A 253-nucleotide genomic window follows, 5' to 3' on the forward strand; every position below is an offset into this window, starting at 1 on the left:
CCCAGCAATCCAAGCCCACCCCGGCCGCCGCCGGGCCGTCCAACAACAGCAACGGGGGCTTTGTCGTCCAATGAAAGGTCGCCGCTTCGGAATCGCCGCCTTGTGCGCGGCCGCAGTGATCGGCGTTGCGATCACGACCGGCTATCACGCAGGCCTGCGCCTCAACTTCACGGACTCGGCCCCGCATGGGCTTTGGCTTGTGCAGACCGCCGAAGCGGCCAGCATCAAGCGTGGCGAGCTGGTCGAGGTGTGC

At 67.2% G+C, this 253-nt stretch carries 1 pseudogene; it reads left to right on the top strand.

Annotated elements, in window-relative coordinates:
• Positions 1–70: 70 nt before the first annotated feature.
• Positions 71–253, top strand: a pseudogene (locus HMPREF2886_RS34875) (conjugal transfer protein TraF); the annotation flags it as partial.

Origin of the sequence: Pseudomonas sp. HMSC066A08, from assembly GCF_001813025.1 — a bacterium.
Taxonomy (GTDB): Bacteria; Pseudomonadota; Gammaproteobacteria; order Pseudomonadales; family Pseudomonadaceae; genus Pseudomonas; species Pseudomonas aeruginosa.